Source organism: Aquimarina algiphila (assembly GCF_007489275.1).
Taxonomy (GTDB): Bacteria; Bacteroidota; Bacteroidia; order Flavobacteriales; family Flavobacteriaceae; genus Aquimarina; species Aquimarina algiphila.
This window is the reverse complement of record NZ_VLNR01000011.1, coordinates 53992-78797: the sequence shown is the minus strand read 5'-3', so window position 1 is coordinate 78797 and position 24806 is coordinate 53992. Positions and strand designations below refer to the sequence as shown.

The following is a 24806-nucleotide window of genomic DNA, read 5'->3' as shown; positions in this document are numbered from 1 at the left end:
TCTTACAAAATCATTTCACCATAAGGAATGATTGTAGAATATCCTTTAGTTCTAAAATATTCTACTTCAGATAGAGTGCCTGTAACAAGTATAAAATCCCCTCCCCAGCCACCAAGACTCTTAATACTTCTTGGGTAATCTTTAAATAATGTAGATTTTACTGTAGGCGTCTTTATAATTTTCGAGATAATTTCTTCGTGGGCGTTAATTAATAATTCGAACTCATCAATAGAGGTACAGTCTAATATTTTAGAAGTAATTTCGTTGGCAGCTGCCTCAGCTTTATCAAAATCTTTTAACGGTAAAGATTGATAATGTTTAATAGAGGCTTTGCTATCCTGTTTTTGGTTTAGATACACAAAAAAGAGATGCTCCTTAAATAAGGGGTTAAAATCAACTTCTACAACTTTTGGTTTCCCTTCATTACGTGAATATAGTATGGGAGAATCATGCTGAGCACATGCGATATCATATCCGCTGCCTCCAAAACTTTTATCAAGAAGACTAAAAGCATCTATTTTGGCCCATTGTGCAATATTATTAATCAATGTTGAAGAAGATCCAAGACCCCATTTACGATGAAACTCTAATCTGTTTTCTATGTTGTATCCTTTTTCAGGAGACAGAAAATTAGGGTTTAATTCTCTCGCAGTATTTAGAATCTTGATTAATGTTTGGACTATTTTGTTTTCTTGTTCATTGGGTTTTACAGACCAAATGGTATTCTCTTCTACTATGAAGTTTGTATCAAACCAGAGATTTCCATCTTCATCAAAACTTTTCCAGTGAAGAGCAGGCTTGTCACTTTCCTCAATAAATAACCATTGCCCTTTTTTTGTGGGTATGGCCAAAGCGTTAGCTCCATCAAGTACCAGGTACTCAGCAGTGAGCAATAGTTTGCCGTGACTATAAAATGATTTTTTCATGAATACGTGTATATACTGTAAATATAATATACTTGTAGAATTCTAGAATAAATTTATCTAAAAATAGAAATACCTAATAGTTTACATTTAATCCTATTGTCTTAATTTTTCAATTTGAGCTACTACTTCACTGTGAGTAACTGGATTTGTTTTAAAATATGTAATGAGATATTTTTTTTCAATTTCTGTAGCTTCAAATTGATTGAGAATATTCATAAGATGCATTTTCATGTGACCTTGTTGAATTCCTGTTGTGATCAATGAATTTATAGCAGCAAAATTTTGTGCTAATCCTGCTACTGCAGTTATTTGCATTAATTTTTTGGCGTTAGGTCTTTCTAGAATTTGCAATGCTAGTTTTACTAGTGGATGTAAGGTAGTTAATCCGCCTACTGTTCCCAAAGCAAGAGGAATTTCAATTGAAAATGTAAATATTTCATCCTTTATTTCGGCATGAGTAAGACTACTGTATTTACCATTTCTTGATGCATAAGCATGAGCTCCGGCTTCAATGGCTCTAAAATCATTTCCTGTTGCCAATACTACAGCATCAATGCCGTTCATAATACCTTTGTTGTGGGTTACGGCACGATACGGCTCTACTTCTGCGATGCGTACTGCTCTAACAAATTTTTCTGCATATTGCTCAGAAGAAAGCTCTTTAGTATTTGGTAAATCTGTTATAGGACAGGATACGTAAGCTTTTACCAAGCAGTTTGGTACATAGTTAGAGAGAATACTCATGATGATTTCAATATCTTTTTCTGCTGTAGAAAAATCGGAGTATTTTTTTGCTTCTGATTGTAAAGTTTTAGCAAACTGTTCTAGACATGAATTAATAAAATTAGCTCCCATGGCATCAACAGTTTCAAATGTACAATGCAACTGGTAATAGTTATCAATTTCTGTAGTTTTATTCCGAAGTTCAATTGCTACAATTCCACCACCACGCTTCTCCATATTTGTAGTCATATGGGATACAGAAGAAAGAAGTTTTGTTTTAATATTAGAGAAAAATGCTTCTAGCTTGGCTGGATTTCCTGTATATGTAAAATGTACCTGTCCAACTTTTATAGTAGATATGACTTCTGCCTTAAAACCTCCTCGTGTTTGCCAGAATTTAGCAGCTTTACTTGCAGCGGCAACCACAGAACTTTCTTCGATGGTCATCGGTAAGGTGTATCTCGTATTGTTAATTAGAAAGTTAGGAGCGATCGAAAAAGGGAGATAGTAATTAGAAATCGTATTTTCTGTAAACTCATCATGAAGTTGCTGAAGTCGGTTATCAGAATTCCAATAGGTTACCAAAGTGTCTATTGCATTTTGATCGTTATTAAAGTGATGCTCTGCTAGCCATTTGATTTTATCAGCTTTAGAGAGTTTAGAAAACCCAGAAACTACAGGTGCCATTGTATTTATTATTATTTAGTGCCTTCAAATATACTATTCTGTTTTGTCATACTTACACAGTCGAATGAAATTTGAAAGAGTAAAAACACTTTTCTGTAATTTGATTTAGAGATGGAGTTGAAACATTATTGATGATATGTTAAAAAAAATCACTTATGCGGCTATGATTTTATTGTATTTAACAGCAATTGTTGTATTTTTCACGGATTTTTTAGTATTCTTGGCGTTAACAATTTTTAAAATTATAATATGAAAATTACAAAATTGTTTTTTGGAATTTTATTTTTTATTGGGCTTACAACATATGCACAAGACAAAGCTTTTACTCTGGATGAAATATGGGGTGGAGCTTTTAGAACAGAAGGATTACAATCCTTATATTCAATGAAGAGTGGAACAGAGTATTCTGTTTTAGAAAAAGATCAGGTTTCGGGGACAACCAATATAGAAGTATATAGCTATGAAACTGGAGAAAAAACGAAGACATTGGTGAGTTCTTCTTCTTTAGGAGATTTATCTACATTCCAAGGATACTCATTTAGTAAGGATGAAAATAGAATTTTACTTTCTAGTGAATTAAAACAAATATATCGTCGTTCTTCAGAAGGGATTTATCACATATATGATGTTCCTTCTAAGGGGATTTTTAAAGTTAGCGATAAAAAAATTCAATCCCCAATGCTATCTCCAGATGGTAATAAGATAGCATACGTTCTGGATAATAATATTTATATGTTGAATTTTGTAACAGGACAAGAAGTTCAACTCACAGATGATGGCAAGAAAAATGAAATCATTAATGGAATAACAGATTGGGTATATGAAGAAGAATTCTCTTTTGTAAGAGCTTTTGATTGGAGTGCAGATAGTAATAAAATTGCATTTTTAAGATTTGATGAAAGAGAAGTGCCTGAGTTTTCTATGGATGTATATGGTAAGGATTTATATCAAAAACAACAGGTTTTTAAATACCCTAAAGCAGGAGAGAAGAATGCCAAGGTCTCTTTATTTATTGCAGATATTAGCGCAATGGCATTAGATGAGGTCAAATTAGGAACCTATAAAGATTTTTATATTCCTAGATTAAAATGGACGTCCAATCCAGATATTTTGAGTGTACAAGTAATGAATAGACACCAAAATAATCTGGATTTAATTTTTGTAGATGCCAAGACCAAGACACCAAAAGTAGTGCTTAATGAAAAAGATGAAGCCTATATCGATATTACTGATAATCTAACGTTCCTGGATGATAATAGCTTTATTTGGACTAGTGAAAAAGATGGATACAATCATATTTATCATTATGCTGAGACTGGAGAATTGATTAGTCAGGTAACCAAAGGTACTTGGGAAATAACCGATTACTATGGTTATGATAAAAAGAACAAGAAGATATATTATCAAAGTGTAGAAAATGGAAATATAAATAGAGATATCTATTCGATCACTTTGGATGGAAAAGATAAAAAACGATTAAGTCAAAAAGAAGGAAGTAATGATGCCGAATTTAGTGCTGATTTTAGTTTTTATATTAATTATTTCTCGAATGCAACAACACCTTATGAATATTCTCTAAATAATGGGAAAACAGGGAAGGTAGTACGTGAAATCACAAATAATAAAGGGCTGCTAGAGAAATTAGCGGGATATGATGTAAGACCAAAAGAATTTTCGACAATCGAAATTAATGGAGAAACGCTAAATACCTGGATGATTAAACCTAAGGATTTTGATCCTAAAAAGAAATATCCACTGTTTATGTATCAATATTCTGGTCCGGGATCTCAATCGGTAAGAAACTCCTGGTATGGAGCTAATGATTACTGGTATATGATGTTAGCACAAGAAGGATACATAGTGGTTTGTGTAGACGGAAAAGGAACCGGGTTTAAAGGAGCTAAATTCAAAAAGGCTACTCAGAATGATTTAGGAAACCTTGAAGTACAAGATCAGATTGCGGCAGCCAAATATTTTGGAGCATTAGATTATATTGATGCTTCCAGAATAGGAATATGGGGATGGAGTTATGGAGGCTTTATGTCTAGTAATTGCTTGTTTAAGGCACCAGATACCTTTAAGATGGCTATCGCTGTTGCTCCGGTGACTAGTTGGAGGTTTTATGATACCATTTATACGGAACGATATTTGATGACTCCACAGGAAAATGCCAAAGGATATGATAATAATTCGCCCATCAATTTTGTAGATGGATTAAAAGGAAAATTTTTATTAGTACATGGTAGTGCAGATGATAATGTACATGTGCAAAACACAATGCAATTGGTTGAAGCATTAGTGCAAGCAAATAAAGATTTTGATTGGGCGGTTTATCCTGATAAAAACCATGGAATCTATGGAGGTAAAACACGATTACACTTATACAACAAGATGACTAACTTCATTAAAAATAACTTATAATTAATTAAACTTACATAATGGCAAATACAGTTAAAGCAGCTCATCAAAAAGAACTTTTTGGGCATCCGGTGGGACTATACATATTATTTTTTACAGAGATGTGGGAGCGTTTTTCATATTATGGTATGAGAGCGATTTTTGTATTATATCTAACAGCAAAAACTGTGGATGAAAACGCAGGTTTAGGATGGTCTTCAGGAGAAGCTTTAGCGCTATATGGATGGTATACGATGTTAGTATATGTGGCATCTATCCCTGGAGGATGGATTGCAGATAAATTCTTAGGACAAAAGAAATCTGTTTTAGTAGGAGGGGTTTTACTAGTTGCTGGACATAGTATTTTAGCAGTTGAACAAATGTGGGCCTGGTATTCTGGTCTTGGTTTAATTATTGCCGGAGTAGGAATGCTAAAACCAAATATTTCAACCATGGTTGGAGGTTTGTATAAACAAGGAGATATAAGAAGAGATAAAGGATTCACAATTTTCTATATAGGGATTAACCTTGGAGCCTTTTTGTCTAGTTTAATAGTTGGATATGTAGGAGAAGTACATGGATGGCATTATGGTTTTGGGTTAGCTGGAATCGGAATGGCACTAGGATTATTACAATATCTTTTAGGGCAAAAATATCTTGCTACTGTTGGAAACTTCTTAGGAACTTCTGAAAAAACAGAAGATAAAGAAGCAATGAAAAAACCATTAACCAAAATAGAAAAAGATAGAATCGTAGTACTTCTTATTTCATTCTTGTTAGTGATTGTATTCTGGGGAGCTTTTGAGCAAGCCGGAGGATTAATGAATATCTACGCCAAAGAAAAAACCAATAGAATGCTTATGGGGTGGGAAGTTCCTGCTTCTTGGTTTCAGTCTTTAAATGCAATGTTTATAATTTTCTTAGGAACTACTGTAGCTTTATTCTGGGCAAATAGAAAGTTAAAAGGAAAAGTTTCCAGCTCTTTATTTAAGATGATTGTAGGCCTTATTATAATGGGTACTGGATTCTTTTTTATGACAGCTGCCTCTATGGAGTTTAATGCTGACGGTTCATCTGCGATGTATTGGTTAGTGTTAGCATACTTATTTCATACTATTGGAGAACTTTGTATCTCGCCGGTAGCCTTGTCTTTTATTACCAAATTAGCCCCTGTTAAATATGGAGCTTTAATGATGGGGGTATATTTTGCAATGACTGGTTTTGGAAATAAATTGGCTGGATTATTAGGAGAATGGGCTGAGAGTCAAGGAGAATTTGCAATATTTACAGGGATAGCAGTTTTTTGTGTGATATTTGGGTTGATTGTTATGCTGTTCAGAAAACCATTAGAAGTACTTACGCATGGAGTAGAAGATAAAGAAGGTGTTATCCATGATGAAGCTGAAGGTTTTGAACTAGCGGATAACCACTAAAAACTTTTTGGTATGACTTCGAAAAATGATTCTAAAGTATTTACTTTATTAGGACATAAGCCTTCATTGTTTATGGTTTTTTTCACAGAAATGTGGGAGCGTTTTTCCTATTATGGAATGCGTGCATTATTTGTTCTATTTCTAACAAGTGAAATAATTGACGGTGGTTGGGCTTGGAGTAACGAAGATGCTTTAAAATTATATGGATGGTATACAGGTTTGGTATATCTTACACCAATATTGGGTGGCTTTATTGCCGATAAGTTTCTTGGATATAGAAAAGCAGTAGCATTTGGAGCTTTATTAATGACTTTAGGTCATGCTTCAATGGCTCTAGAAACTCCTACATTTTTATATATAGGATTAGCTTGTCTAATTCTAGGAAATGGTTTGTTTAAGCCAAATTTAACATCTATTGTCAGCGGACTTTATGATAAGAATGAAGAAAAGAAAGATGGGGCATATACTATTTATTATATGGGAGTTAATGCTGGTGCTTTTTTAGGTATAATGTTATGTGGTTATATTGGGGAAAAGGTTAGCTGGAGCTTCGGGTTTGGTTTAGCAGGGATCTTCATGTTTTTAGGAATGCTTCAATTTTGGTTTGGAAGAAGTATTTTGGAAAATGTTGGATTACCTCCAAAAGATAAATATGAGTTAGATGATATAGATGACGAAATTGAAGATGCTGTAGAGGAAATAAAAGAAGAAGTAAAAGTAAGTACTAAAGTTCAAAATGATAGATATATTGTAGTAGGGATTTTAGCTTTCTTTACTGTGTTTTTTTGGGCTGCTTTTGAACAGGCAGGCGGTTCGATGACTATTTTTGCTAGTAAATATACTAATCGGGTTTTAGTAGGAAATGCCGCAAGTGCTTTTAAAATTATTGATGCAGTGATTACTATAGCACCTTTACTGATTATTAGTTGGGTACTTTATAAATTATTTGTTCAAACATTTAAAAAAATCTCACTCTCTAATATTATATTGGGAGGAAGTTTTACTATTATATGGGCAATAGTAATATGGAAGTTATATCGTGAATTTAATGCAGATACAACAGAAGTCCCAGCTTCTTGGTTTGGAATTTTAAATTCGTTATTTATAATTTCTTTTGCTCCGTTATTTTCCAAATTATGGGAAAGTAAATATAATCCCTCTGCAGCTGTAAAGTTTGGTTTAGGATTAATCCTTTTGGGTTTTGGTTTCGCATTGTTAGCATTTGGAGCTATTTCGATTCCACAAGGTGCAGAGACGGCAACGGTAAGTATGATGTGGTTAATTTTGGCTTATTTATTTCATACCTTAGGTGAATTATTTTTGTCTCCCGTTGGATTGTCTTATGTTAGTAAATTAGTCCCTGCCAAATTAATTGGTTTAATGTTTGGAGTGTGGTACTTGGCAATTTTTATAGGAAATTGGTCTGCTGGTCAATTAGGAGGTATGATTGATGAAATTACTTCTAAGTATTCATTAACCACCTTCTTTTTAATATTTACAGTTGTGCCTGCTGCTGCAGGAGTTTTAATGATATTACTTAATCCAGTGTTAAAGAAATTAATGCATGGAGTGCGATAAATAATAATATATAGCTAAACTCGTTTCCCAAGATAAGTGAAGTTTTAAATAAGGAACAGTTTTTGTTTCCGACTAGTTATAAAAAAATAAAAAAGATGAAAAACCTACTTTTTCTGTTAGCGTTCTTGTTTTGCCTTTCTACCCAGGCACAAGAAATCCAATGGATGTCAATGAACGAAGCTTTAGAGGCTCAAAAAAAAGAACCTAAAAAGATTTTTATGGATGTCTATACAGACTGGTGTGGACCTTGTAAGCTTTTAGATAAGAAAACCTTTCATAATAAAGATGTAGTATCTTATGTGAACACCAATTATTATGCAGTAAAATTTAATGCAGAAGGCACAGAAGAGGTTCATTATAATGATTTTACATACACTAATCCTAATCATAATCCAGATAAGAAGGGAAGAAATAGTCAGCACTTTTTTGCTAATGCATTAAAGATAACTGGATATCCAAGTATGGTGTTTTTTGATGAAAAAGGAAATCTTATCGCTCCTGTAGTTGGATATAAAACTCCTAAACAATTAGAGATTTACCTTAAGATGATTCATAAGAATGATTACAAGAAATTAACCAGTGCAGATGCCTGGAAGAAGTATGAAAGCTCTTTTGTAAGTACCTTTACCAATTAAACATGTAGTTGAATCAAAAGATTTTAATTTTAAATTATAAAATAGCCTCCTTTTACTATATCGTAGTAAAAGGAGGTTTTTTTTATGTATATCTTGAAAAGACAAGTACTTTTTGATATAAAACTCGGATTTAGTGCACAATTAATTGATTAAGTATGCGTTACCTAATACATAAACCTAAAATAATACCCTAAATCTGATTACGGTATTAAAGTAAGTGTGTCTTTAGAAGTGATTTTTGTTGCTTTTATGGATTTAATTTACTTTGTTTGTCGTAATAAACCTACTTATGAAAAAATTACTAGTCATAGTTGCCCCATCTATGGTATTTGTTGCTTTGCTTTTCTCTTTTGCTTCTGGAGAGCATTCAGAATTATCTCAACAACCTCAAGTTGTTCAAGTACCTGAAACACTACCTGATATTCATTTTCCTGCATCACAGAAACAACAATTAATAGCTTCAATTCAAACCTATTTTGATCAGGCTTTAGACCAAAATCAAATTGTTGGCGCCTCAGTTGCGATCGTAAAGTGTGACTCTATTATTTATCTAGGAGGTTATGGAAATAAAAATTCGAGATCAAAAGATACAATTAACGAAGAAACCATATTTAGAATCGGTTCTGTGTCCAAAGGATTTGCAGGAATATTAGCAGGAATTCATGTAGAAGAAGGATTGATAAATTGGGAGGATAAGGTTAAGGATTATATTCCTGACTTTAAACTCTCAAGTAAAAAGCAAACCGAAAGTGTTACATTATCACATGTTTTATCCCATACTACTGGTTTGCCATATCATAGTTTTACTAACCTTGTAGAGGATGGAATACCAATTAGAACAATAGCAAGTAATTTTAAGGAGCTAGTTCCTATTGCTAAACCTGGTGGAATATATAGCTATCAGAATGCAGTGTTTGCATTAAGTGGAACCATTGTAGAACAAGTCACAGGTAAATCTTTTAAAGAAGTGCTTCAAGAAAAGATTTTTGATCCTCTTCATATGTCTTCTGCATCTGCTAGTTATGAAGCTTTAGAACAATCTAATAATGTAGCAGAGCCTCATCAACGTGTAAGACATGGGTGGAGGCCAATGAAAATCAATAAAAAATATTATAATAATGCCATTGCAGCAGGAGGAATTAATGCGAGTGCTAAAGACATGGGTAAGTGGATGAAATTTCTATTAGGAAATAACCCTGAAGTTATGATGCCAGGTTCAATACAAGATGTATTTACTCCCAAAATTCAGGTTGGAGGAAGAAGGACAATATTATCAAAGGTGGTCTGGATATTCATCATCTTTCTACGGCTATGGATGGAGAGTACATAATTTTGTGGATACTCAAACTAATGAACCAACTACAATTGTTCATCATGGAGGTAGTGTAAACAATTATAGAAGTGAAATTGCAATTTTTCCCGAAGAAGATTTAGGAATTTGTGTACTTTTTAATAGCCAAAATAGTCTTGCCAGAACCTGTATCCCCGATTTGCATAAAATCATACAAGGGATTATGAAAACACCTGTAGAGAAGGACTTAAAAGAATCTTTGGTTTTGTTATAGAATTCAATATTCTTATTTAACATAAAAGCTCCATTTTTATCATATGATAAAAATGGAGCTTTTATGTTTATTCTATAGATTTTAAACAAGTGCCTTTATCTATAGTATATTTTACCACACTATTCCCGTAAATATTACATGTTTTTCACGTGTTAATACGTATGGATTAAATCACATAGAATTTAGACCTTGTCTAAAGGCTTAATGAGAAATTAAACCTTCATAAATTTTTAAGAGAGGTATTAATCTAAATTCTTTAAAATGAAAGATTCAAGTAAGAACAATCAGCAAAGTTTTTTACGTCAAACCGGTGAAAAAGGTGGGCGATTAGAACTCGTTACACCAACAGTTACAAAAGAAGGAAAGCATGATTTAAAGGTGGAAACAATAGACGAACCCAAAAAAGAAAAGAAGCGCACTAATGTTGTAATTCTTGGTGGTGGTATTGCAGGCCTTGCGTTATCTTTCGAATTATTAAAGCAGCCCAACTATAATGTTACCATTTTGGAAGCAGAAAATTATTTGGGAGGAAGATGTTTAACCTTAAGGCCTGGAGATATTTTTCGAGAATTCACCAATGGCATAGAGCAAACATGTAGATTCGATACGAATGGTGTAACAGGAGTACCATATCTTAATGCTGGTCCAGGACGTATTCCATCGGGACATCGCAATGTCATTAATTATTGCAAAGCATTAAATGTCGAATTAGAAGTATATGTGATGGAAAGTCGTTCTAATCTTATGAAAACTATAGAAGGTTTTGGTGGTACTACTATTACAGATAGGCGTTTAGCAAATGACCCTAGAGGGTATTTTGCAGAATACTTATACCAGAACGGAGCAGCTTTTCTGAACTACATGAATGATAGACGTTCGGATGAAGAGAAGCTAAATAATGATGATATTGAAAATTTAAAAAAATGGCTTGTCGAATATGGAGCATTAGATAAAGAAGGGAAGTATCAAGGTTCTTCTCGTTCTGGATATAAAAAATTACCAGGAACAGGAGAGGGAATTATAGAACCTCCACTACCTTTTAAAGATATATTAAAGTCTGTGTTTTGGGACTTAAATTTTTATCAACCAGAAGAATTCCTATGGCAAGACACCTCCTTTCAGCCTGTTGGAGGTATGGATAAAATTGTGCATGCATTAGAGCGTGAAGTAAGAAGGAATAGAGGAACTATTCATCTTAATGCCCCTGTTCATAATATTAAAAGAACGGATAATCAATGGGATATAATGTATGGAGATAAGAAGACAATTGCTGCAGATATTTGCGTGAGCAATATTCCAATTCCCTTACTTTCAGGAAAAGTAATAAAAGAGGATTTTAGCGCTAATTATTGGAAGGCACTTAGTAAAGTAATGGAGACAAAAGATTTCTTAAGACCTACATGCAAAGTTGGATGGCAAAGTGATCGCAAATATTGGCAAAACCCGTTAGACGAGCAGACCGTTCCTGTTTTTGGAGGGATTTCTCGTATTAGCCCTAATCGTATGGAACAAATGTGGTACCCTTCAAATGATTATAATGATAATACAGGAATTCTTACAGGGGCATATAATTATGGTATTAATGCCAAAGAATGGGAAGAGGAGCTTCCTGAAAAACGTATGGAAGAAGCTCGTATTGGTGCAGCAAAGTTACATGGAGAGGAATTTTCAAGGCAACTTAGACATGGATTAAGTATTGCATGGCAAAATATAGAATATCAACAAGGAGGTTGGGTAGATTGGAAAAAAGTTGATGAGGAATTAGAAACATTCAAAACAGAAGATTGGGTTAATTATGAAAGGGTAAAAAATATGCCCTTAGAAATCGAGCCAGAAATTGGAAGTTCTGCGTGGTGTTATAATGAATTGCAAAAACAGGATAATGGTTTTTTTATAACAGGAGATCAGGTGTCTAAACTACCAGGTTGGCAAGAAGGAGCTATTGCTTCAGCATTGCAGATATATGGTTTACTAGAATATCCAGATCATATATTTCCACTTAAACTATATCGTGTGCCTAGCGCAAGAGTATTGGTTGAAGGACGTTAATGTTTAAGGAAATCATTTTAATATAAAAGCTCCCTTTTTATCTGTGCGATGAAAAGGGATATTTTGTTTTTCACAACTAATCTCCCATTGATCGATATAACTTTTGTAATTACTTGCATCTGCTATAATTTGCCTGGGATGAAGACTGTCTATAACTCTGTCAAGATGTATCTTTGGAGAATCAGATAGCAAGATAATAGTTGGCTCTATTTTAGGTATAGCATATATACTTGTACTATCAATCACAAGAATAACCTGTTCCTTGTATGTATATACGTTTTTTAATGATAAAGAACTATCTAAAGTGGCTTGGTTATTAACAAGGTAATTGCCAAATAAAAAACGTTGGGTTGTATTAGAGATAGTATCCCTACTATAGAGTTTTAATCTCTTGTTTTCTAAAACTCCCAAAGCAGTATTGGTATGATGATGAAAAACGATAAATTCTTGTTTGTGGGTATGTAGATGCTTTTCAAAAATCATAACGATAAACATCATAATTAGAGCTATTGTTACCCATAAAACTTTAATGTTTTTATAGTGTTGAAATAGTATAATCAAAGATATAATAATGAGGTATAGTGCTAATAGCATTCTCCACGAAAAAGTAATATCGGTAACTAAAAATTCCTCTTGCTGAGCCACCCAACTTACAATCACATTCATCAGATCTATGCAATTACCAAATAGTGTTGCTATAGATTGTGGAAGGATATTTAAATAAGCCAATGTAATTATGGTAATACCAAATCCAAGAATACCTCCCAGAAAGGGAATGATAATCAGATTGGAAACAAAAAATAAAAGTGGAAACTGATGGAAATAAAATAAAGTAAGTGGCAATAGCCCAAATTGTGCAGCGATAGTGACAGTAAACGTTTCCCAAAGTTTTTTAGAGAAATAAGTTTTTGGGCGATACGGATATGCAATGATAGGTTGTATCCATATAATAGCAAAAACTGCTATGTAACTGAGTTGAAAGCCAACAGAAAATAATAATAAAGGATTAAAACAAAGTAATATAAATATAGAAATGAATAATGAATTATAGATACTTGTTACTGACCTGATTTGGATCCCTATCGCAAGAAAAGAAAACATGGTAACAGCTCTAAGAACCGATGGAGATAGTCCTGCAATTATAGCAAAACCCCAAAGAAAAAAAATGATGAATACCAATTTAGATATTTTACCTTTTCTTCCACATCTTTCTAAAGGCTTCAATACAAGATTTAAAATTACTAATAATATACCAACATGAAGTCCAGAAACTGCAAGAATATGAATAGCTCCAGAATCTCGATATTGAGCAAAAGTCTCTTGGCTAATATCCTGTCGTTGTCCAAGAAGTAATGCGTTAATTATGGATCGCTGTTTTGCATCAAAAGTATACTCAGATAACTTAAGATTAATACTTTTTCTAATTTGATTTGCAAGATTATATAAAGACCAGTCTGTTTTTTGATTTTTGATAAGTTGATCAGTTTTTATAATAATTTGATGGTATATGTACTGGTTGTTTAAATAGTTTGCATAATTAAACTGATCAGGATTTAATGGTTGAGTAATACTTCGCAAATTGGTAAATGTCGTATATCTGTTGCCAATATCTAAAATATGATGTAGACTATCTTTTGGGATCTTAAGAAGTATACTTCCTTTTACAACTTGATTTCTTAAAAGTAAAATAGAAACCTTATATCTGTGGTAGTAGGATGTAGGTTTTAATCGTTCTTGTATTGAAAATTGAACTCCCACTTTATGATCTTCAAAATCCTGCGATTGTAATAGATTGCTATAATGACTTGTGTGGTTCTTTGGATTATGTATTTGAACCAAGGTTACCCCAAAGAGAATAAAGACGATAATCATTAAAAATGAAAAGGAAAATCCTTTACGAAACATTTTTTTTGATCTATACCAGGTAATTGTTAATCCTAGAATGGAAATTAATAATGAAACCAATATGAGATGTAGAGAGATATTAGAATAATAACCAATTAAAATTCCAATAACTATTGATATAGTGAGAATTAAAAAAGGGATATTAAGAAATTTCACGTTTGGCGTTTTGTTGAAGACAAGTATAGTATATGTCAGTTTCATTTTTCGGAACTGAAATATTTTATTTATAGATTTCTAATGCAAATAAAAAATACATGTTCATTTTTCGGTTGTAGGTTTAATTTCAACTTCAGTACTTTGATTAAAAATAAAAGTGATGAGTTTTGAAGAAATGCATAAACAAAATAACCCTTTACTAATGTGTAATGTTTGGGATGTGCCAAGTGCAAAGAGTGCCGAAAAAATGAAGTTTGAAGCGATAGGAACCTCTAGCGCCGCTATGGCAGCAATATTAGGATACAGTGATGGAGAAGAGATGAGTTTTTTAGAACTAGAGCGTATCGTAAAACAAATAAAAGCACATACGGTACTGCCTTTGTCAGTAGATTTAGAATCTGGGTATAGCCAAAATCCTGTAGAAATTGCAGAGCATATAAAGCAATTGTATACTATTGGTGTAGTAGGAGTGAATCTTGAAGATAGCGTTGTGCTTAAAAACCGAAAATTAGTAGATGCAAGTCAGTTTTCCAGAGTTATATTAGAAATCAAAAAAAGACTAAAAAAGGATAATATATCTGTGTTTTTGAATATTAGAACAGATACGTTTTTATTAAAATGCCCCAATACAATAGAGGAAACTAAGAAAAGAATTCAGCTTTATGAGGATGCTGGGGCAGATGGAATTTTTATACCTTGTATAGAAAAGGAAGAGGATGTATCTAGCATAGTAAGGAGTACGAGATTGCCTGTTAATGTTATGTGTATGCCTAATCTTTCAGATTTTGAAACTTTAAAAATGCTGGGAGTGAAGCGTATAAGTATGGGGAATTTCCTATTTGATGAAATGTATACAAATTATGAAAAGATGATAGCTTTGATAAAAGCTCAAAAATCCTTTAAATCCATTTTTTAATATGTTGATTACAGAAAAGAAAAAAATAGATATTTTTTATAAAGCCCTATTAAATAGAGAACAAAGTTTTGTGGGAATATTTTATGTCGGGGTAAAAACAACATTGGTTTTTTGCATTGCCACTTGTCGAGCAAGAAAACCTAAACGGGAAAATGTGGAGTTCTATACTACGTTTAAGGAAGCCTTAGACCATGGGTATAGACCTTGTAAAATTTGTAAACCAACAGAAAATACTTCTAAAGCTCCACAACAAGTGGAAGTTGCGATTAAAATGGTGAAAAACAATCCAAAAGAAAAAGTAACAGATTTTGTTCTTCGCCAACATCAGATTAGTCCTGAAATAGTTCGTAGATGGTTCAATAAAAATTATGGAATGACTTTTCATGCTTATCAAAGAATGTATCGTATCAATAATGCTTTCCAAGAATTAAAAAACGGCAAAAACACCACAGCTACTGCTTTTGATACGGGTTACGAGTCATTAAGTGGGTTTGGGTATACATTTAAAAAACTCTTAGGTGATTCTCCTCAGAAGAGTATGAACAAAAATATAATTTTGATTGACAGATTAACAACACCTCTGGGACCTATGTTTATTTGCGCAACAGATAAAGGAGTTTGCTTACTAGAGTTTGTAGATAGAAAAATGTTGGAAACAGAATTCAAAGATTTGCAAAAACGACTGGATGCTAAGATTATTCTTGGAGAAAACAAGCATATAAAACAAGCAAAGAATGAGATTACCCAATATTTTGACGGAAGTCGAAAATGCTTTGAAGTACAACTTCATACTCCGGGAACTAGTTTTCAAAATTTAGTTTGGGATACTTTAAAACATATCCCATACGGAGAAACAGTTACCTATCAGCAACAAGCGAATAAAATTGATTATCCAAAAGCAATTAGAGCAGTAGCATTAGCAAATGGTTTTAATAAGATTTCCATACTTATTCCTTGTCATCGAGTGATTGGTAAAGACGGAAAGTTAATGGGTTATGGAGGTGGAATAGAAAGAAAACAATGGCTTATAAATCATGAATTAGAGCATCTAAACTCATTTTAGATTTGTTTTTATTTATAATACCCTTCTTGCCCAGGCAAAAGACTTATTCCAGTATTTTTCATTCAGACTTGATATAATAACACCTCTCGAAGTAGAAGCATGAATAAATTTAATAGCTCCTTTAGTCTCAACAACTAGTCCAACATGAGATATTACATTTTTTCTTTTGTTGGTTTTAAAAAACAATAAATCTCCAACAACAACTTTTTTTAACGAAACGGCTTTACCTTGTGTTGCCATAGTTCTTGAAGTTCTGGGAAGGACAACGTTTTCTTTTTTAAAAGAAGTATATACCAAACCAGAACAATCCATCCCTTTTTTTGTAGTTCCCCCATATTTATAACGGGTTCCGCTAAAGGTTTTGGCATGTTTAATAATGCTTTTAATCTTCTTATTGCTGGAACTTCCGGTTACTCTGGTTTTAGAAGTGTTTTTTGTTTTTTCATTTGGATTACTAGTTGTTCTGGTTTTGGAAGTACTTTTTGTTTTTCCAGAGATAACAACTTTGTTTTTTGATGAACTTCTTCCAGATGAACTTCCGCAAGAATACAGTATAAAACTTAAGCAAACTAGTAGGTAGTAGAATGTCTTTTTCATTTGGGGTGTTTTATTGTATAGACTCGACAATTAACTTGGCGGTTTTGTCATTTGCACCTCTTCCTCCAAGTTTCTTTTCCAAATCATAATAATCTAAAAACATAACAGCTCTTTTATAATCATCAATAATGATGCTAAGCTCTTCTTTTAGACGTTTAGTGTTAAAATCATCCTGTATAAGTTCTGTTACTACAGGTTTATCCATAATGAGATTTACTAAAGATATATAATCTAAGTTAATTACTCGTTTTGCAATTTGATATGAAATATAACTTCCTTTATAGCACACCACTTCAGGTACTTTAAACAAAGCAGTCTCCAGGGTAGCTGTTCCCGAGGTCACCAAAGCGGCATTACTTAAACTTAACAGATCATAAGTTTGATTCATGATAAGATGAACTCCTTGTTGTTTAATAAAAGGAGAATAGAAAGATGCATCCTGACTGGGAGCTCCGGCAATTACAAATTGATGATCAGGAAAATCATCTACCACAGTTAGCATTACTTCAAGCATTTTTCTAATTTCTTGCTTTCTGCTTCCCGGTAATATAGCAATGATTGGTCGATCATCTAAGTTATGCTTCTTTTTAAAAACTTCGGGTAGGATTTGTTTGTGATCTGCAATTGCATCAATCAATGGGTGTCCTACAAATTGGACGGGAAATTCGTGTTTGTCTTCATAAAAAGATTTTTCAAAAGGAAGAATTACATACATCATATCCACACATCTTTTGATGCTTTTTATCCTACCTTCTTTCCATGCCCATATCTGAGGAGAAATATAATAGTGTGTTCTAAACCCTTTTTCTTTTGCCCATTCTGCAATTCGTAAATTGAAACCGGGATAGTCAATAAAAACAATGACATCTGGTTGATATTCGAGAATATCTCTTTTGCAAAGTTTTATGTTTTTTAGGATAGTAAATAAGTTAAGAAGAACTTCTATAAAACCCATAAATGCAAGATCTCTGTAATGCTTTACCATTGATCCGCCAACAGCCTGCATGAGATCACCACCCCAAAACCTAAATTCTGCTTTTGGGTCTTCTTTAAGAATAGATTTCATGAGATTTGCACCGTGTAAGTCACCAGATGCTTCTCCTGCTATAATATAGTATTTCATCTGGTTATATTTTTTCTTTTTTAATGATCAGATGTAATGGGTTAATATGCATTAGGTCTTATGTAAATTGTTATTGTGTTTTTTTAAGATTAACCAAATTTACTAATTGCAATACAAATAGCTGCAATAAGTGTAGCAAGAAGCACGCCACGAGATCGATATATTCTGTTTTTTCTTAAAAATAGAAAGAAAAGAACCAGGTTTGGGATTGCTCCAAGAACAATCAAACTTCCAAAGGAGTCATTTTGTAGTGAAGCTTTTATAGTTTCAGAAAATGATAATGTTTGGGCGCTTAATGCAGAAAAAATAAATACGCATAAGATAAACCCTATACTATTAGCAAATAAACCGGTAAGAACACCGATAAGAATTTCTTTTTTAATCATGTAATGGCCAATTGTTTAGTTCTTTTATAAATTGATGCGCAGTAAGGTCAAATTGTGTAGGTACTACAGAAACATATCCTTGTCCTAGTGCCCATTCGTCAGTATCTTCACCTTCGTCTTCATTAATAAATTTACCAGAAAGCCAGTAGTATTCTCGTCCCATAGGATTTGTTCTCTTGTCAAATTCTTCAACCCAATGTGCATTTGCTTGTCGACATATTTTGATTCCTTTTATTTCGTTTTTGGATAATTTAGGAATATTAACATTAAGGACTACTCCCTTTGGTAACCCATTTTTGAGTACATTTTCTACAATAGTTTTCACATATTTCTTTGAAGGTTCAAAATCGGCATCCATTGCATAGTTAAGTAAAGAAAAACCAATAGCAGGAATCCCTTCGATACCAGCTTCAACAGCAGCACTCATTGTCCCAGAATAAATGACATTAATAGCAGAGTTTGAACCATGATTGATACCACTGACACATAAGTCTGGTTTTCTATCAAGAATTTGGCGAGCTGCCATTTTTACACAATCTACTGGAGTTCCAGAACAGCTATATTCTTTTTGTGGTGAATTTTTATTAACAATAACAGGATCACAATATAAGGTGCTGTTTATAGTAATGGCATGCCCCATTCCACTTTGTGGACTATCCGGTGCGACAACGACCACCTCTCCAATTTCATTCATCACTTGTATTAATGCTCGTATCCCTGGGGCATTAATTCCATCATCATTAGTTACTAAGATCAAGGGTCTTTTTTGAGTCATAGAAAAGGTCTTTTTTGTACTGGTAAAAATACACTTTTTTATATGAAATAAGATAGTTTAGTAAAGTTCGGGGTGCATAAAATGAGAATTAACAAATTTGATTTAATCCTTATAAAATTGATATGGATAAATCAATGAAACAGTAAGGGATTGAAGAGAGAGAAATAATATTAGTTCATTTAAGAAAAATTTAGTAATATTACGAGTTATTGGCACGATTTTTAATGTATTTTGCCTTGAATCCCTAAATTAAATGAGCGTATGAAAAAGAGTTTTTTGATTTTGATGCTTACCGTAATCGTTTCGGCGGCTTCTTGTAGTTTTACTTCTAAGGTTGAAAACGATCCGGATAAAGACAAATTACTAATTGATTTAATAAGTTATGTCTTAGGTAAAGGGCATTATGATGCAAAAGATATAAATGATGATTTTTCTAAAGAAGTCTTCACTGATTATATTGATGCTTTAGATCCTTTAAAGCGTTATTTCTTTAAGAGTGATATTGAAGAGTTTAAGAAATATGAAAAATTGATTGATGATGAAATTAGAAATAAGGAAATTACTTTCTTTAATCTGACATATGATCGTTTGCAAGACAGAATGGCTGATGCAAGAAGATTGCATAAGGAGATTTTGGAACATCCTTTCAATTTTGAAAAAGATGAAGAAATCAATACAGATTATGAAAATCTACCTTATGTAGAAACTAAAGATCAAATGAAAGATCGATGGAGGCTGCAACTTAAATTTAATGCGTTATCCAGCTATTATGATAAAGTAGAAGAACAAATAGATTCTGTTACCAAAAACAGTGATTACAATCGTAAAACATCTATTGTTTTAGAAAGTGAGGCTCGAGAAATTACCAAAACTTCTTTGAAGGAATATTTTGAGTTTGCTGATGACCTGGAAAGAAAAGATTGGTTTTCTATTTATATAAATTCTATTGTAGAAGAATTTGATCCGCATACGTTTTATTTTGCTCCTCAAGATAAAGATAGGTTCGATATCGCGATGTCTGGAAAATTAGAAGGTATAGGAGCAAGACTTCAGAAAAAAAATGATAATGTTAAGATTGTAGAAATTATTTCTGGAGGTCCGGCATGGAGAGGTAATGAAGTTGAAGTGGGAGATCTTATTATGAAAGTAAAGCAGGAAGAAGAAGAAGAGCCAGTAAGCATTGTTGGAATGCGCCTTGATGATGCAGTTAGTCTAATAAAAGGACCTAAAGGAACAAAAGTAACATTAACAGTAAAGAAAGTAGACGGTACTACTGAAATTATAGATATTGTTAGAGATGTTGTAGAACTGGAAGAGACCTATGCAAAATCATCTGTAGTAAAGAAAAATGATAAAACTTATGGAATTGTTAATCTTCCTAAGTTCTATTTTAATATGCAAGATTATAATCAACGTAATGCTGCCAAAGATGTAAAACAAGAGATTATCCGTCTTAAAGAACAAGACATGGATGGTTTGGTGATTGATTTGCGTGATAATGGGGGAGGGTCATTACAGACTGTTGTCGATATTGCAGGTTTATTTATAGAAAAAGGACCAATAGTTCAAGTACGAACAAAAGGAGAATCTCCAGAAGTGTTAAGTGATAAGGATAGGAATATTCTTTGGGATGGTCCATTAGTAATTTTGGTAAATGAATTGTCAGCTTCTGCTTCAGAGATTTTGGCAGCAGCAATGCAGGACTATAAAAGAGCCATTATTATTGGGAGTAAGCAAACTTATGGTAAAGGAACTGTTCAAAATGTAATGGATCTTAACCGTTGGATGCGAAGCAATGATTTTGGAGATCTTGGAGCGTTAAAACTTACTACTCAGAAATTTTATAGAGTTAATGGAGGATCAACGCAACTAGAGGGAGTAAAAAGTGATGTAGTAGTTCCAGATCGTTATAGTTATATTGATATTGGTGAAAAAGATCAGGAGAATCCACTTCCTTGGGATAAAATAGCAGCAGCTGATTACTCAATTTGGGATGGCTATATTGATTTTGATCAAACGATCAATAATAGTAAAGAACGTATGTCAAAGAATGATCAATTAAAGTTGATAGACGAAAACGCAAAATGGGTGAGTCAAAAAAGAGATATAAACAATTATTCTTTACAATACAGTAAGTATAAATTAAACATAGCTCTTAATGAGAAACAAGCAGAACGGTTTGATAAGATAAATGATTATAAAACTAATCTTACTTTTGAATCTTTACCTTATGAAAAGAATCTAATGAGTGCAGATTCTGTTTTGGCAGAGAAGAGAAAAAGATGGCATCAGAGCCTTAGTAAAGATGTTTATGTAGAAGAGGCAATTAGCGTACTTGAGGATTTAAAGATCAATAATATTAGAAGATCTAAAAACCCACTTACGGTAAAGAATTAATGTATTAATGCCCAAAGCAAAGTCAAACTCTTTAAGTACACTAGCGCTCCAGAAATTCAAAAAGAATTTTTGGGGCGTTTTGAGTTTTTACTTTATTGTTTTTTGTGCTATTATAGCTGTCTTTGCTTATGTTTTTGCTCCTGATGATTCGCAATATGCTAATCAGATGCACTTATCGATTCATTCAAAACCTCCAGGGTTTAAGGTTAAAATGCTTACTATTCCTTCTCAGGATGTCTCTGATCAATCATTTTTGGATAAAGTTTTTTTTGGAGAAAAAAACTCAGATACAGAGCTCCCTATAGAACGATATAGTTTTGAAGATGATGTATTAAAGATTTCTCCATATAGTGAAGGAGAAGTGATAGAATTATCAAAAGACATCAAATTAGGGCGTTTTCCAGAAGGCTTGACACAAGAAGAAATAGTTAAAGAATATATTGCAGACCAAAGGTTTATATTAGGTACCGACAAATACGGGAGAGATTTGTTAAGTAGAATGTTGATCGGTATTCGTATTTCGTTTTCAATAGGTTTTGTTGCGGTATTGATTTCTTTGATTTTAGGAATATCACTTGGAGCAATTGCTGGTTATTTTGGAGGTAAAATAGATGCTATGATTATGTGGTTGATAAATGTTACTTGGTCAATTCCCACTTTGCTACTTGTAATCGCTATTACTTTGGCATTAGGAAAAGGATTTTGGCAAGTTTTTATTGCTGTTGGTTTAACCATGTGGGTAGAAGTAGCTCGTGTAGTTAGAGGACAGGTATTAGGTGTAAAACAAATGCAGTATGTAACAGCGGCCAAAGCGCTTGGATTTACAAACTTTAGAATCATAACGCGACATATATTACCTAATAGTTTAGCTCCTGTAATTGTGATTTCTGCGGCTAACTTTGCAGGCGCAATACTTATCGAGAGCGGACTCAGTTTCTTGGGGATAGGAGCTCAGCCTCCAATGCCGAGTTGGGGTGCTATGATCAAGGATCATTATTCTTATATTATTTTGGGTAAAGCTTATCTCGCTATTATACCGGGTTTAGGCATTATGAGTTTGGTGATGGCCTTTATGTTAATAGGAAATGCACTTAGGGATGCCTTGGATGTGAAAAATTAAGGTTTAAGATGATCCTGAAAAGGGCTAATATTTTTAATCTATCACATAGAGTGTAGTCTAGATGTATTGAAATCCATTATTAGCGGGCGTAATTATGGTTAATAAAAAAACCTTCTGAATGCATACTTTGATATAATTCTCCAGAAGATTTTAATTACGAACTTTTCGGAAATTAGTAATTTCCTTTTGGTAACTCTTTACAAAGTGGTATTAAAAATTGGTTTCCGTTTAACCTAGCAGTTCTAATACATTTTCTTCTAGGACCGCCTCCATTTACAGTTATTGCTACACTTCTTGACATTTCAAAAGACCTAAGGCTTTCTAAACTTGAATTTTTCATAATGATAAAATTTTGTTTTTAGATTAATTTTTCAACTCAAATATAGATCAGCAGATAAGGGTAAAACAAAGGAAGTAAATAAGCATTCATGAAAACGTACTATGAATTCCGCGAATCCGTATGAGTATATTATGTGATAAAACTCTGGCTTATAATGAAGGTGTAATTTTTGTTTTTTGAAGAAGCCTAACATCAAAAAATATTATATTTATATTCTATACAATTGCACAAATTCAGGACTATAAGCTAGGTTGGTTTTTTAATTCATGTTTACTAGTTCAAATTCAATGTAAGATTAGCTTATGAAACAAGAGATTACCATTATAATCGCTGTATTGTGTCTTGGATTACAGTCTTATGCTAAACAAGAAATTCAAAAAGAAGTTGAGTCAGATTCTTTAAGTAATAAAACATACAAACAACTTCAAAATTCACTAATAAAGAATATACAAGATTCTATTAAGTCTACTTCTTATGCTATAGCTATCTTGAAAAAAGGCAAAAAAGAAAGAGACACAATTCAAATTTTAAATGGCTTTTTCTTTTTATCAACTATTAACGAGAATAATGATAATGTTCTTTCTTATTCTGATAGTATAATTAAAATTTCTAAGAAGATAAATAACTCTAGATTTTTGGGAATGAGTTTCTTAAACAAAGGTGTTTATTTTTATGAAAAGAGAGAATTTGATAAATCTTTGGATAATTTTTTAACAGCCAAACTATATGTAGATAGTTTGCCTAGACTTAATTATATAACGGAATACAGTATAGGTTTATTAAAAAGTAGAGTAGGAGAATATCAAGAAGCTCTTGAAATTTTTAAAAAAAGTTGGATGTATGCTAATGAAAGAAATTTTAAAGAAAAAGATAATAACAATTATTTAATCACTTTACTTTCGTTAGCAGATGGTTATGTTAAAGTTGGTAAGAATGATTCAGCCACGTTTTATAATAGATTAGGGATAGAAGAATCACTGTTTTCAGGAAATAATGTAAAATACTATGATTTTGTATTAAATGAAGGGATTAATAAATATTACCTAAAAAAATATGATGTTTCATATGATAGTATTTCTAAAGTTATTAAAAACTTTAGAATGAAAATAGATAGGCCGAACTTAATATTGGCTTACTATTATTATGCAAAAACATTATTAGAAAAAGAAGAAATAGACAGTGCAATAGTAAATTTTAAGAAAGTAGATTCTTTATTTAATATCACAAACGATATTCATCCTAAATCTAGGGAAACTTATGAGTTTTTGATTAATTATTATAAATCTAAAAATGATGATAAAAATCAGTTATTATATATTGAAAGACTCCTAAAAGTTGATAGTATACTATATAGTAATTATAAATATCTAAGTAAAAAGCTAGCAAGAGAATATGATACGCCTAAGTTGTTAAAAGAAAAAGAAAGAGTAATATCTGGATTAGAGAATAAGAATGTAAAAGTCTCTAATCAGTTAATGTTGGTTTCAATACTTTTGGGAGTAAGTCTATTGGGATTGATCTATTATTATAGAAGACAAAAAACATTAAAGCGTCGATTTAATGAAGTAATGAATTCGAAAATTGAACATAATTCTGAGAAAACTACAGCAAATTCGGGGGCTATTGGTATATCTAGTGATATTGTTAATGATGTCTTACAACGATTGGAGCAATTTGAAAATAGTGATGCGTTTTTGAATCCAAGCATTACTATTAATGACCTGTCAAAACAGTTTGATACCAATTCTAAATACCTATCCAAGATTATAAATACATATAAAAATAAAAACTTTAGCAATTATATTAATGATTTAAGAATCAATTGTGTTGTAGAGAAACTCAAATTGGATCGGAAATTTAGAAATTATACTGTTAAAGCAATAGGTTCAGAAGTTGGGTTTAATACTACTCAAGCTTTTTCTAAAGCTTTTTATAAAAGCACAGGAATTCATCCCTCTTATTTTGTTAAGAAAATAGGAGAAATGACTAATGAAGAAATGTAGTTGTTTTTTGATACGAATTCCTGAAAACGTAG

20 protein-coding genes are annotated in these 24806 nt (G+C 32.5%); 12 read left to right on the top strand and 8 right to left on the bottom strand.

The window, feature by feature from the left end; genetic code table 11:
• Positions 1–2 precede the first annotated feature (2 nt).
• Positions 3–926, bottom strand: a complete 924-nt coding sequence (locus FOF46_RS07170; protein WP_143915976.1) for a GYDIA family GHMP kinase — start codon at positions 924–926, stop codon at positions 3–5.
• Positions 927–1019: 93 nt separating this feature from the next.
• Positions 1020–2336, bottom strand: coding sequence for a hydroxymethylglutaryl-CoA reductase, degradative (locus FOF46_RS07165; protein WP_143915975.1), 1317 nt, complete (start codon positions 2334–2336; stop codon positions 1020–1022).
• 249 nt (positions 2337–2585) lie between these two features.
• Here FOF46_RS07165 and FOF46_RS07160 point away from each other — a divergent pair, with 249 nt between their 5' ends.
• From FOF46_RS07160 to FOF46_RS07130, 7 genes are all read left to right on the top strand, one after another.
• Complete coding sequence (locus tag FOF46_RS07160) at positions 2586–4757, top strand: S9 family peptidase (RefSeq protein WP_143915974.1); 2172 nt, start codon at positions 2586–2588, stop codon at positions 4755–4757.
• Positions 4758–4774: 17 nt separating this feature from the next.
• Positions 4775–6166: a peptide MFS transporter gene (locus FOF46_RS07155; RefSeq protein ID WP_143915973.1), complete on the top strand. Its 1392-nt coding sequence runs from the start codon at positions 4775–4777 to the stop codon at positions 6164–6166.
• A 12-nt stretch (positions 6167–6178) separates the two neighbouring features.
• A complete protein-coding gene (locus FOF46_RS07150; RefSeq protein WP_109435737.1) occupies positions 6179–7744 on the top strand; it encodes a peptide MFS transporter in 1566 nt (521 codons plus the stop codon).
• A 95-nt stretch (positions 7745–7839) separates the two neighbouring features.
• Positions 7840–8379, top strand: a complete 540-nt coding sequence (locus tag FOF46_RS07145; RefSeq protein WP_143915972.1) for a thioredoxin family protein — start codon at positions 7840–7842, stop codon at positions 8377–8379.
• A gap of 289 nt (positions 8380–8668) precedes the next feature.
• Positions 8669–9709 (top strand): serine hydrolase domain-containing protein, encoded by a 1041-nt coding sequence (locus FOF46_RS07140; protein WP_143915971.1) that lies wholly within the window; start codon positions 8669–8671, stop codon positions 9707–9709.
• A gap of 4 nt (positions 9710–9713) precedes the next feature.
• Positions 9714–9944 (top strand): hypothetical protein, encoded by a 231-nt coding sequence (locus FOF46_RS32945; RefSeq protein ID WP_167571767.1) that lies wholly within the window; start codon positions 9714–9716, stop codon positions 9942–9944.
• Between the two features lie 261 nt (positions 9945–10205).
• Entirely contained in the window at positions 10206–11993 is a 1788-nt protein-coding gene (locus tag FOF46_RS07130; protein WP_143915969.1) for a flavin monoamine oxidase family protein, read from the top strand.
• Between the two features lie 12 nt (positions 11994–12005).
• Here FOF46_RS07130 and FOF46_RS07125 read toward each other — a convergent pair whose 3' ends face one another.
• Positions 12006–14054, bottom strand: a complete 2049-nt coding sequence (locus FOF46_RS07125) for a ComEC/Rec2 family competence protein (RefSeq protein WP_167571766.1) — start codon at positions 14052–14054, stop codon at positions 12006–12008.
• A gap of 160 nt (positions 14055–14214) precedes the next feature.
• Here FOF46_RS07125 and FOF46_RS07120 point away from each other — a divergent pair, with 160 nt between their 5' ends.
• Both FOF46_RS07120 and FOF46_RS07115 read left to right on the top strand, forming a co-directional pair.
• Positions 14215–14970 (top strand): isocitrate lyase/PEP mutase family protein, encoded by a 756-nt coding sequence (locus tag FOF46_RS07120; protein ID WP_143915967.1) that lies wholly within the window; start codon positions 14215–14217, stop codon positions 14968–14970.
• Between the two features lies 1 nt (position 14971).
• A complete protein-coding gene (locus FOF46_RS07115) occupies positions 14972–16033 on the top strand; it encodes a bifunctional transcriptional activator/DNA repair enzyme AdaA (RefSeq protein ID WP_143915966.1) in 1062 nt (353 codons plus the stop codon).
• A gap of 12 nt (positions 16034–16045) precedes the next feature.
• On the opposite strand, the gene FOF46_RS07110 is transcribed toward FOF46_RS07115, so the two are convergent.
• From FOF46_RS07110 to surE, 4 genes are all read right to left on the bottom strand, one after another.
• Positions 16046–16630: a C40 family peptidase gene (locus FOF46_RS07110; RefSeq protein ID WP_143915965.1), complete on the bottom strand. Its 585-nt coding sequence runs from the start codon at positions 16628–16630 to the stop codon at positions 16046–16048.
• Positions 16631–16640: 10 nt separating this feature from the next.
• On the bottom strand, positions 16641–17753 hold the full coding sequence (gene lpxB, locus FOF46_RS07105; protein ID WP_143915964.1) for a lipid-A-disaccharide synthase: 1113 nt from the start codon (positions 17751–17753) through the stop codon (positions 16641–16643).
• A gap of 89 nt (positions 17754–17842) precedes the next feature.
• On the bottom strand, positions 17843–18139 hold the full coding sequence (locus FOF46_RS07100) for a hypothetical protein (RefSeq protein ID WP_109435728.1): 297 nt from the start codon (positions 18137–18139) through the stop codon (positions 17843–17845).
• Positions 18132–18914 carry a 5'/3'-nucleotidase SurE gene (gene surE / locus FOF46_RS07095; protein ID WP_109435727.1) on the bottom strand — a complete coding sequence of 261 codons (783 nt, stop codon included), beginning with the start codon at positions 18912–18914 and terminating at the stop codon, positions 18132–18134. The genes FOF46_RS07100 and surE overlap by 8 nt, the downstream gene beginning before the upstream one ends.
• Positions 18915–19175: 261 nt before the next feature.
• Between surE and FOF46_RS07090 the strand changes: the two genes are divergently transcribed.
• Both FOF46_RS07090 and FOF46_RS07085 read left to right on the top strand, forming a co-directional pair.
• Positions 19176–21311 (top strand): carboxy terminal-processing peptidase, encoded by a 2136-nt coding sequence (locus FOF46_RS07090; RefSeq protein ID WP_109435726.1) that lies wholly within the window; start codon positions 19176–19178, stop codon positions 21309–21311.
• A gap of 7 nt (positions 21312–21318) precedes the next feature.
• Entirely contained in the window at positions 21319–22431 is a 1113-nt protein-coding gene (locus FOF46_RS07085) for an ABC transporter permease (protein WP_143915963.1), read from the top strand.
• A 172-nt stretch (positions 22432–22603) separates the two neighbouring features.
• Here FOF46_RS07085 and FOF46_RS31430 read toward each other — a convergent pair whose 3' ends face one another.
• Positions 22604–22771, bottom strand: coding sequence for a hypothetical protein (locus FOF46_RS31430; protein WP_160114112.1), 168 nt, complete (start codon positions 22769–22771; stop codon positions 22604–22606).
• Between the two features lie 302 nt (positions 22772–23073).
• On the opposite strand from FOF46_RS31430, the gene FOF46_RS07080 reads away from it, so the two are divergent.
• Positions 23074–24774, top strand: coding sequence for an AraC family transcriptional regulator (locus FOF46_RS07080; protein ID WP_143915962.1), 1701 nt, complete (start codon positions 23074–23076; stop codon positions 24772–24774).
• Positions 24775–24806 lie beyond the last annotated feature (32 nt).

Bases quoted from the DNA above. Each gene is read 5' to 3' on its own strand.
- FOF46_RS07170 (WP_143915976.1), bottom strand. From the start codon at position 926: ATGAAAAAATCATTTTATAGTCACGGCAAACTATTGCTCACTGCTGAG.
- FOF46_RS07165 (WP_143915975.1), bottom strand. From the start codon at position 2,336: ATGGCACCTGTAGTTTCTGGGTTTTCTAAACTCTCTAAAGCTGATAAA.
- FOF46_RS07160 (WP_143915974.1), top strand. From the start codon at position 2,586: ATGAAAATTACAAAATTGTTTTTTGGAATTTTATTTTTTATTGGGCTT.
- FOF46_RS07155 (WP_143915973.1), top strand. From the start codon at position 4,775: ATGGCAAATACAGTTAAAGCAGCTCATCAAAAAGAACTTTTTGGGCAT.
- FOF46_RS07150 (WP_109435737.1), top strand. From the start codon at position 6,179: ATGACTTCGAAAAATGATTCTAAAGTATTTACTTTATTAGGACATAAG.
- FOF46_RS07145 (WP_143915972.1), top strand. From the start codon at position 7,840: ATGAAAAACCTACTTTTTCTGTTAGCGTTCTTGTTTTGCCTTTCTACC.
- FOF46_RS07140 (WP_143915971.1), top strand. From the start codon at position 8,669: ATGAAAAAATTACTAGTCATAGTTGCCCCATCTATGGTATTTGTTGCT.
- FOF46_RS07130 (WP_143915969.1), top strand. From the start codon at position 10,206: ATGAAAGATTCAAGTAAGAACAATCAGCAAAGTTTTTTACGTCAAACC.
- FOF46_RS07120 (WP_143915967.1), top strand. From the start codon at position 14,215: ATGAGTTTTGAAGAAATGCATAAACAAAATAACCCTTTACTAATGTGT.
- FOF46_RS07115 (WP_143915966.1), top strand. From the start codon at position 14,972: ATGTTGATTACAGAAAAGAAAAAAATAGATATTTTTTATAAAGCCCTA.
- FOF46_RS07110 (WP_143915965.1), bottom strand. From the start codon at position 16,630: ATGAAAAAGACATTCTACTACCTACTAGTTTGCTTAAGTTTTATACTG.
- lpxB (WP_143915964.1), bottom strand. From the start codon at position 17,753: ATGAAATACTATATTATAGCAGGAGAAGCATCTGGTGACTTACACGGT.
- FOF46_RS07100 (WP_109435728.1), bottom strand. From the start codon at position 18,139: ATGATTAAAAAAGAAATTCTTATCGGTGTTCTTACCGGTTTATTTGCT.
- surE (WP_109435727.1), bottom strand. From the start codon at position 18,914: ATGACTCAAAAAAGACCCTTGATCTTAGTAACTAATGATGATGGAATT.
- FOF46_RS07090 (WP_109435726.1), top strand. From the start codon at position 19,176: ATGAAAAAGAGTTTTTTGATTTTGATGCTTACCGTAATCGTTTCGGCG.
- FOF46_RS07085 (WP_143915963.1), top strand. From the start codon at position 21,319: ATGCCCAAAGCAAAGTCAAACTCTTTAAGTACACTAGCGCTCCAGAAA.
- FOF46_RS31430 (WP_160114112.1), bottom strand. From the start codon at position 22,771: ATGAAAAATTCAAGTTTAGAAAGCCTTAGGTCTTTTGAAATGTCAAGA.
- FOF46_RS07080 (WP_143915962.1), top strand. From the start codon at position 23,074: ATGAAACAAGAGATTACCATTATAATCGCTGTATTGTGTCTTGGATTA.